The following is an 8271-nucleotide window of genomic DNA, read 5'->3' as shown; positions in this document are numbered from 1 at the left end:
TTAATGCAATGGTTCGCACCCGACAAGCCTGGTCGCCGGCTTGATGTGCGTCGTTTTTGATAAAATTAAATCACAGTTGCTCCGAGGCCGTAGGCCGAGAAATCTCTTTATAACACCCGCCTGGAGGAGATTTCTCGTCGCTTCAGTCGCTTCGCTTCCAAGCTTCTCGAAATGACATGCCGGCGCCCAGAATGAATTTTAGATATAGGGATTCATCCTTCATCCCTCATCCTTCATCCTTTATTTTTTGAGGAGTTATCACGAGACCCTGGCTTCACCACCAGCGACGCAAAGCCCTCACCCCGTCGCTGGCGCGACTCCCCTCTCCCATTGGGAGAGGGGGTGGGGGTGAGGGCTATTTACAGAGGAGACACACCCATGCAAGATTCCCTCATCGGCCAAACCTTGGGCCGGTACAAAATCGAGAAACTGATTGACGAAGGCGGCATGGCCCGGGTTTACCTGGCCTGGCGAGCCGATATGAAACAGCCGGTGGCTCTGAAAGTGCTAAAAACCGAATTCAGCCAAAACGAGCGGATGGTAAGCCGTTTTATCCGGGAAGCCAACGCCATGGCCCAACTACAACATCAAAACATTGTGCCCGTGTTTGACGCGGCCCGGGCCAAGAGCCGCTACTACCTGGCCATGGCCTACCTGCCGGGCCAGGACTTAAAAACGCGCCTGGCCCGGCAGTTCCAGAGCGCGGGTTATGGCCTGACCATGGCCGAGGCGCTGTCGGCCACCGGCCAGGCCGCGGCCGGGTTGGGTTACGCCCACCGGCGCGGCCTGGTCCACTGCGACGTAAAACCCAGCAATTTTCTATTGACCGAAAAAGGGGAGGTCAAAATAACCGATTTTGGCATTGCCCAGGCCCTGGGCCGGCTGCAGCCGGCCCAAGCCGCCGCCCATATTACCGGCACCATTCCCTACATGGCCCCGGAGCAAATCACCAATCCCAACCAGGCCGACCACCGGGCCGACATTTATGCTTTAGGCGTGGTATTGTATGAACTACTGGCCGGCCGGCTGCCCTTTAGCGGCGATACCGATTACGGCCAACTGCACGATAAAATTTACGAAACGCCGCTGCCTCTGGCCCGGCTCAATCCGGCTGTGCCCGGCCCTATTCGCAAAATTGTGAACAAGGCCATCGCCAAAGAGCCGGCCAAGCGGTATCAAAGCATGGCCCCCATGCAGGCCGACCTGGAGCGGGCGCGGGCCAATTTAAAACCCCACCAGGCCGCTTTACGCCCGGCCGCCGGGGGGCAGGGGCTGGCCAGGGCCGTCCAGGCCCCGGCCATTATCAGCCTGCCGGTCAAACCCACGCCGCCGCCTGCGGCTAAAAAGCCAAATTACAACCTGGCCATTATCCTGGTAGGGGCGCTGATTTCAGCCGGTATCCTCTGGTTTTTGCTGAAAGACGTGATTGGGTCGCCGGGCGGCAATACGCCCGGCCCGGTCGCCGCCATATCGCCCACCGGCACGCCGCCGACCCTGATTGTGGAACCGGATGAGACGGCCACATCCTCACCCACCGCCGGGCCAAGCGCCACGTCTAGGCCAACCGCTACCCGTCCGCCGGGCCGAACCCCCACTCGCCCGGCGACACCTCTCCCGCTGGCGACGGCCACCCGGTCTGGCGGGCCGAATACTCCTACGCCGGGGCCGGACCTGGCCGACGCGCCGGAGTTAGTGGCCCCGGCCAATGGCGAAACAATTTACACCGGCCAGCCGTATGAATTTCGCTGGCGCTGGCCCGGCCAACTGCCCGCTAATACCTCCTTTTTGGTGTACATCTGGCCGGAGGGCAGCCCGGCGCAAGATATGGGCGCGTATGATGTGCAAGAGATGCAGAGCAAGATACAGCCCCTGGACGGCGGAGTGTACCAGATATCATTTGACCCGGCCAGCGCCGCCGCGGTGCAAAAAGACCAGGCTGAATATCGGTGGAGTGTGGCGGTGGTCCAGGTAACGCCCTACCAACAACTTGGCCCTGCTGCGGAGTCGCGCCGCATTGTTATTGGCCAGACAGAATAAACAGAACGAGGATTAAAACATGCTACGTGAAGGAGAGTGGCTTGGCCGGTATAAAATTGACCGGGAGATTGGCCGGGGCGGGGTGGCCGTGGTGTATCGGGCCGCCGACCGCCGGGGTCGCCTGGTGGCGCTAAAGGTGCTCACCCAACCCACTGCCCTGGAACGTTTTCAACGCGAAGCTGTGCGTAAGCTTCATCACCCCCACATTATCCGGGTATACGAGGCCGGCCAGGAGCGAGGCTATCACTATATTGTAATGGAATACGCCCCTTATGGCAGCCTGGATAAACACCTGCAACAGGCCACGGCCAAAAATCAGCATCTCAGTTTGGCCCAATCCCTGGAAATTGCCGCGCAGGTGGCCCAGGGATTGGCGTACGCCCACCAGCACGGCCTGGTGCACCGAGATATTAAACCCAGCAACATTCTGTTAGACCGGCGCGAGGGCGTTATCCGGGCCATCATTACCGATTTTGGCGTGGCCCGCTACCAGGACGGCCAAACTATTACGCGCGACGGCGCGCTCATCGGCACGCCGGAATATATGTCGCCGGAACAGGCGCGCGGCCACAAAGTTGACGCCCGCAGCGACGTGTATGCCCTGGGTCTGGTGTTGTATCACATGCTATCGGGCCGCCCCCCGGTGCAGGCCGACACGCCCTTTGCCGCGCTGCACAAGCAGGTGTATGAATCCCCGCCGCCCATCCCACACGTCCCTGCCGGCGTCCGCAATATTATTTTTAAGGCCATTGCCAAAAAACCGGAGAAGCGTTACCAAACCATGCCGCAGATGGTTCAGGCGCTGCAAGCGGCTCAGGCCGATCCTGATAAGATCAAGCCTCAACCCACCCCGATGCCGGCTGCGCCCTGGCCGTTCAATCCGGTTTATTTCCTGGTTGGCCTGGTGGTTGTTATTGGGGTGTTGATTGGCTTGAGCCTGAACCGGAGCGGCGGTCTGGTTTTACCCTCAACCTCATCTCCCGCCGATAGCACTGTGGCTGTGGCCAACGGCGGGGCGCCCACCGCCAGGCTAGTCACGGCTGCGCCTTCGCCAACCCCTCTCCCGCCAACGCCGACCTATACCTCGGCCCTCCCTCCCAAGGCGGTCACGTTTCCCCGGCCATCAGATCCAACATTAACCGCGCCGGTGTTATTGACCCTACCGGAAGGAGACATGGTTTACGCCGGCCGTCCGGCTACGTTCCGGTGGCGGTGGGACGGCGAGTTGCCCCCAAACACCACGTTTGAGGTCCGTATTTGGGCGGAAGGAGCAGACCGGGAGCATTATGGGGCTTATGATGTAAAAAGTATTGCGGTGACAAATCAAGGTAACGGCGAGTATGAGGTCAATTTTGACGTGGCCGGAGCCTGGAGCGTGCAGCAGCATGTCAGCCAAGAATTTTTTTACTGGACGGCAGCCGTTGTGCAGGTTGAACCTTATGTGCGTCTTGGGCCGGAAGCCCGGCCAAGAACGTTGCGCATAGCTCGTTTAGAATAAAGAGGAAAGATGCCCTTTTCCCCCCAACAACTCCTCAAAGAACGCTACCGCATTGACCCACTCACCGCCGAGGCGCAGAGATCGCGGAAAAAACTCTGCGCCCCCGGCGTCTCTGCGGTGGATTCAGTGAAATATCCCCTTCTGTCGCTTATTGACGGCTTGCCTGCCCGATTTGCTGACCAACAAAATCCGCATCTCCAAGAGGATTTTGAGAGATAATTGGGAGAAAGTTGGGAGGCCACCATATTGTTTTTGAGGTATGCTGATAATGACTTGGATGTTGCAAGCTAAAAATAGTTGTTTTTTGAGGGAGATATAAATTTACATAATTTTAGGTAAAAAACCATGTTACCACAAAAAGGGCTACAACCTGAAGAACAAATCAAGGGGTTGTCCGATTTTACTGAAATCATCTCAGTGCTGGACATCAGTGAAATGCTGGAGATGGTCGTAAAGGAGGTGCCGCGTTTGAGCAACGGCCGGGGGGCCTCTATTTATCTCCTGCCGAGTCTGGTGCCGCAATATGATGGCCAGCTGATCGACGGAAGTGAGACTGGGGTTCTGGCCGAGTCAATTCAACAAGACTTTATCGTTTTGGCCGCAACTACCCGTCCTGACGCCAAACAATTAATCGGTAAAGCTTTTTATACGCCTGAGGATGGTTTAGGCGGCTGGGTTTTTAAACAAGGGCGCCCCCTGTGCTTCAGGGATAGTTCAAATCAGAAAGAACTGGCTGGCGTAGACCCTGCCCTGCGTTGGCTCGACCGTTATAAAGGCAGCCGGTATTACTACGAGGAGGGTAGTCCAACGCCAATTTTGATCGTGCCGCTCTTGAGCCGAATGGGCACAATCGGTATCCTGAAAATACCCGCCACCCTCAATAGCCAACCTTTTACCCCTACCTCACAAGCAATTGCTACAATCATTGCCCAAATGGTTTCCACCCCCCTGGAACACAACCTATTGATGCAAGAACAAAACCAAAAGATTTTGCACCTGATAGAACTGGGGGCCAAGGAAGATCCCCAAGAGGTATTCCGTGATGTGACCAACTCTTTACGAAGTATGTTGGATTGTTCGGCGTGCCGGCTCTACTTGAGTCAAAATGGCGGCAGCCTTGTTCGACTTATGGTGGAGGACGGCCAGGTCATCGAACGCGACTCGACCGACGTTCGGGCGCAGGGACAGGGTATTATTGGCTGGGTATTCAAAACAGGTAAACCGCTGCTCATCGACGATTTGCGTGAATACAGAGCCGGTCGAAAACTCGACGACGCGCTTTTGCTCCGCATTTCCGATGGGTTGCCCATAGAAGAAGAAGACCGGTATCTAAAGTATGAACCTGCTTCAGGCAGGTTTCCCGAAAATAAGCCGCTATCCTTCCTGGCCGTGCCGCTCAAGTCCCGGGCCGGGTCGGTGCAAGGTGTTTTGTGCGCCTATTACCTGGGTCGTGAAAACAGAAAAAACAAGCCATTTTTCACTTACAGTGGTCTGCAACTGGCGCGGTCTTTTGCCAGCACAATCTCGCTGGTCATCCAAAACGACCGGGACAAGCGGCTGGGAAAACTCCTGGTCAGCATGGGGCAGACCTGGGATCCTACTCAACTCTTTAAATCGGTAGTCGAACATATTCCCGAGTTGGTGCCGGGAACAGGCTGCTGCATTTACAGGCTACAACGAAACAAATTTGCAATGCAATTACAGTTGAGGGCCTCAAGCCGGGAGGGTTTGTCCGGCCAAAGTGAGGCCTTGTCCCATATCATTTACGACGTAGGTGAGGGTAAGACCGGTTTTTGCGCCATGGCTCATTTGACGCTCGTGTTTAACCATTTCGGAGCTGGGGAGGTAGCCAAACAAAAGATCAGCCTCGAAAGACAACGCCTTGAGGAGCATTATAAAAATGACCTGACCGTTTCGCTCCTGGATCAGACAGGGCGCGAAGTTGGCCTGATTCAGTTGCGTAACGGCCGCAAAGTCTCCCGCAAGATTCGAGATAGATTCAAAAAACTGGCTCAAAATTTCAAGATTGGGCCAGAATTGGGGCTACCCTCTCCCAAGCAAGATGCCTATCAGCAGTTGGGTTCCCGTTCATCTTGGTCGTTTGTGGCCGTGCCTATAAAAACTGAGAGCGGCGACTTATATGGCGTCATCACCGTTGGCCGTCCGGTGGCAGGGAGTCCCTTCTTATCCGGCGAGATTTCCCTGCTAGAATCCATTGCCGGCAGGCTGGCCGCCATTTTACACAATTTAGATATGGCAGAACAACGAGAACAACTCCTGATGTCTGTGGCCCACGAAATCAATACGCCGTTACAGGGTATTCTGGCCGATACGGAAAATCTAATGTATGAACTGGCGGACAATCCGGAACTCAGACAGTTGAGCGAGCATAATTTGGGCCAGGTGCAGCGCCTGCATCTGCAAACCGAAACGATTATGGCCGTTTTAACCGAACAGACGCCGGCTCGTGAATTTTCCATTCACAGCATTTATCGTCCCTTGAAAGTGGCTTGCCAGTTGTTTGAAAGTGAAGCCGCCGCTAAAGGTTGCGATATCCTTGGACCGGATTCGATTGGCTCTTCTTTCCCCGACATCGAAATGTCGCTATTCGATCTCGAATTAGCCTTCAAAAATCTGGTTCACAACGCCGTCAAGTACTCGTATTCCGCTTCGCCGGGACAAAGCGCTTCGCAACGTTACGTCAAAGTAATGGGTCGTTGGGCGAACGCCAAACACTCGAGGTATAGTATCCAGATCCAGAACTATGGGGCGGGGATTCTACCGGAGGAAATCGAGCAAGATTTGATATTTCAACCTTACTATCGCGGCAAGCAGTCTTCTGACCGCCGCCGAACCGGGGCCGGTTTGGGTTTAGCCCATGCCCGCCAAATTATTGAAATTTTGCATCATGGGGCCATCGCTGTGACGAGTGAACCTCAAGCGGGAGGCGCTTATCTGACTATGTTTACGGTAACACTGCCACTCAAACAACCCCAGAAGGATACTCCTGAAAATATTTAGAAAGGAAATAAAACCTATGAACAAACATATTTTATGGATTGAAGACGATCATTTTGCCATTAAGGGGCTCGTCCGTCCTCTGGCTAAGGCAGGTTTTGAAATAGACGTAGCCACCTCTGCTACTGAAGGCTTCGAAAAGGCGCAAAATTGGCAAGGATATGATTTGATCATGGTCGATCTGATTTTGCCTTTGACAGGTGAGGCTGAAACTCCCCCGGAAAAAGTAGCATCCTGGGGAAATGAAGAATATGCGGGGATTGGCTTACTCAAATGGCTCAAAACTGAGCTACAAGTTGAGTGTCCGGTTCTGATGTTGTCGGTGGTTCGGGAGCCTATTTCCCGCTTTAATTTGGATCATTTAGAGTTGGCCGGATATTTGCCCAAGCGGGGATTGCTGCCTTCACAGGTGAAAGAGCAAGTTTTTAGCGTGCTTGGCCTTGAACAATAAGAAGGGAAAATTAAGTGATTATTACATTTCAGGTGATTGTGACTATCTTTGTTACCCTGGGCGTATTCATATTCATTCAAATGCTCGTCCGATTGGTTTCAGAAAGTGGATGGGCCCAAGAAATTTACATCAAGTATGTTCGAGCATGGTTTGTAGACAGGGCTTACCGTAAAGAGGAAAAATTTTTAATAGACGAGGAAACCTACCTCACCAAATTGGCTCAATTATCGGCCAGGCGACATAAAGACCGTGGATTGGCTCTTGATTATTTTGATAACGTTCCTACAGATCGAAGATTGGCCAAAAAGTTGATAGAAATAATTCCCAGGCAACACAATCTGGACATCCAAAAACGAATGGCCTGTTTATTATGTCGCACCCTAGCCGACTTTACGGTTTGGAAAAACAAAAACTTGGCACAAGACCAATCCGCTCAATCTCCCAAAATTGGAGGGACGATCAAAGAGTGGAGAATCGCTATTTCTATCTGGTTATCCGAAATCATTTTGGCAGTTCTTCTGGGATTCAATGTGGTCATCTTTTCGATTGAACAACTGTTATTTTTAGGTCTGACTCTGTTGATGATGATGGTAGTTGGTTTGATAATTGTCATCAAAGATTGGCGGCGGGTAGGAAAAGTAACGTTATTGGCCATTGCATTCTTTCTGGCCGGTTTGTGGTTTTTTTCAAAAGAGGCCCATTGTGGCACAAGTTCTATAGTTATAGAGAATCTGGCCTCTTATGGCATTGCCAACGTCGGTATCCATATCAATCATCCCGGTTGGCTCACGGCTGATGACATCGGGACGATCAATAAAAGCGTGACTGTTTCGGTTATCGGCCACAATGCAGTCCAAACTGATACCTTGACTCTACTCTTTCAGTACGATCGGACCATACTTGAACTTGTAGATAAAAACGGCAACCTTATGAGTGCTCAACTTGCACTCAAGACAGACAACCCTGGCGGAGCGCCGGAGGTTTTTTATGTCCGGCCACTCGATCACAATGCTTTGAAGAAAACGACCAGCACTCAACTTATTCCCCAGATAGAAACTGGTCCGATGATTTGGCAGAGTATCCCAGAATTAGGGTTTTTTATTCAATTAGAAAATCCCACCTGGAAGATTGTTCGGGATTTGGCATCTATGTATTCCTTTCCTTTTTCTGGTACTGTCTTGGCCGGAATGTCATTCTTGTGGTTTTTATGGGATCGGGTAACGAAGAAGTCGTAGAAAAGCATATCACCGAGATGAAGATTTCGGTT

The 8271-nt window shown here is 52.9% G+C and carries 6 protein-coding genes; all 6 read left to right on the top strand.

What is annotated here, in order from left to right; genetic code table 11:
* The first annotated feature begins 378 nt into the window (after nt 1-378).
* The 6 genes from JW953_02760 to JW953_02735 all read left to right on the top strand — a co-directional run bounded on the left by JW953_02760 (nt 379) and on the right by JW953_02735 (nt 8239).
* Nucleotides 379-2037, top strand: a complete 1659-nt coding sequence (locus JW953_02760) for a protein kinase (GenBank protein MBN1991597.1) — start codon at nt 379-381, stop codon at nt 2035-2037.
* A gap of 19 nt (nt 2038-2056) precedes the next feature.
* A complete protein-coding gene (locus JW953_02755) occupies nt 2057-3535 on the top strand; it encodes a serine/threonine protein kinase (protein MBN1991596.1) in 1479 nt (492 codons plus the stop codon).
* Between the two features lie 9 nt (nt 3536-3544).
* Nucleotides 3545-3754, top strand: a complete 210-nt coding sequence (locus JW953_02750; protein MBN1991595.1) for a hypothetical protein — start codon at nt 3545-3547, stop codon at nt 3752-3754.
* 126 nt (nt 3755-3880) lie between these two features.
* Nucleotides 3881-6556 carry a GAF domain-containing protein gene (locus tag JW953_02745; GenBank protein ID MBN1991594.1) on the top strand — a complete coding sequence of 892 codons (2676 nt, stop codon included), beginning with the start codon at nt 3881-3883 and terminating at the stop codon, nt 6554-6556.
* A 16-nt stretch (nt 6557-6572) separates the two neighbouring features.
* Nucleotides 6573-7004, top strand: coding sequence for a hypothetical protein (locus tag JW953_02740; GenBank protein ID MBN1991593.1), 432 nt, complete (start codon nt 6573-6575; stop codon nt 7002-7004).
* A gap of 14 nt (nt 7005-7018) precedes the next feature.
* Nucleotides 7019-8239 carry a hypothetical protein gene (locus JW953_02735; GenBank protein ID MBN1991592.1) on the top strand — a complete coding sequence of 407 codons (1221 nt, stop codon included), beginning with the start codon at nt 7019-7021 and terminating at the stop codon, nt 8237-8239.
* Nucleotides 8240-8271 lie beyond the last annotated feature (32 nt).

Source organism: Anaerolineae bacterium, from assembly GCA_016931895.1.
GTDB lineage: Bacteria > Chloroflexota > Anaerolineae > 4572-78 > J111 > JAFGNV01.
The sequence above is the reverse complement of the archived record's forward strand: the minus strand, read 5'-3'. Positions and strand labels throughout refer to the sequence as shown.

What these genes read in the sequence shown, in the direction of transcription:
- JW953_02745 (MBN1991594.1), top strand. Translation starts at nt 3,881, where the DNA reads ATGTTACCACAAAAAGGGCTACAACCTGAAGAACAAATCAAGGGGTTG.
- JW953_02760 (MBN1991597.1), top strand. Translation starts at nt 379, where the DNA reads ATGCAAGATTCCCTCATCGGCCAAACCTTGGGCCGGTACAAAATCGAG.
- JW953_02755 (MBN1991596.1), top strand. Translation starts at nt 2,057, where the DNA reads ATGCTACGTGAAGGAGAGTGGCTTGGCCGGTATAAAATTGACCGGGAG.
- JW953_02740 (MBN1991593.1), top strand. Translation starts at nt 6,573, where the DNA reads ATGAACAAACATATTTTATGGATTGAAGACGATCATTTTGCCATTAAG.
- JW953_02750 (MBN1991595.1), top strand. Translation starts at nt 3,545, where the DNA reads ATGCCCTTTTCCCCCCAACAACTCCTCAAAGAACGCTACCGCATTGAC.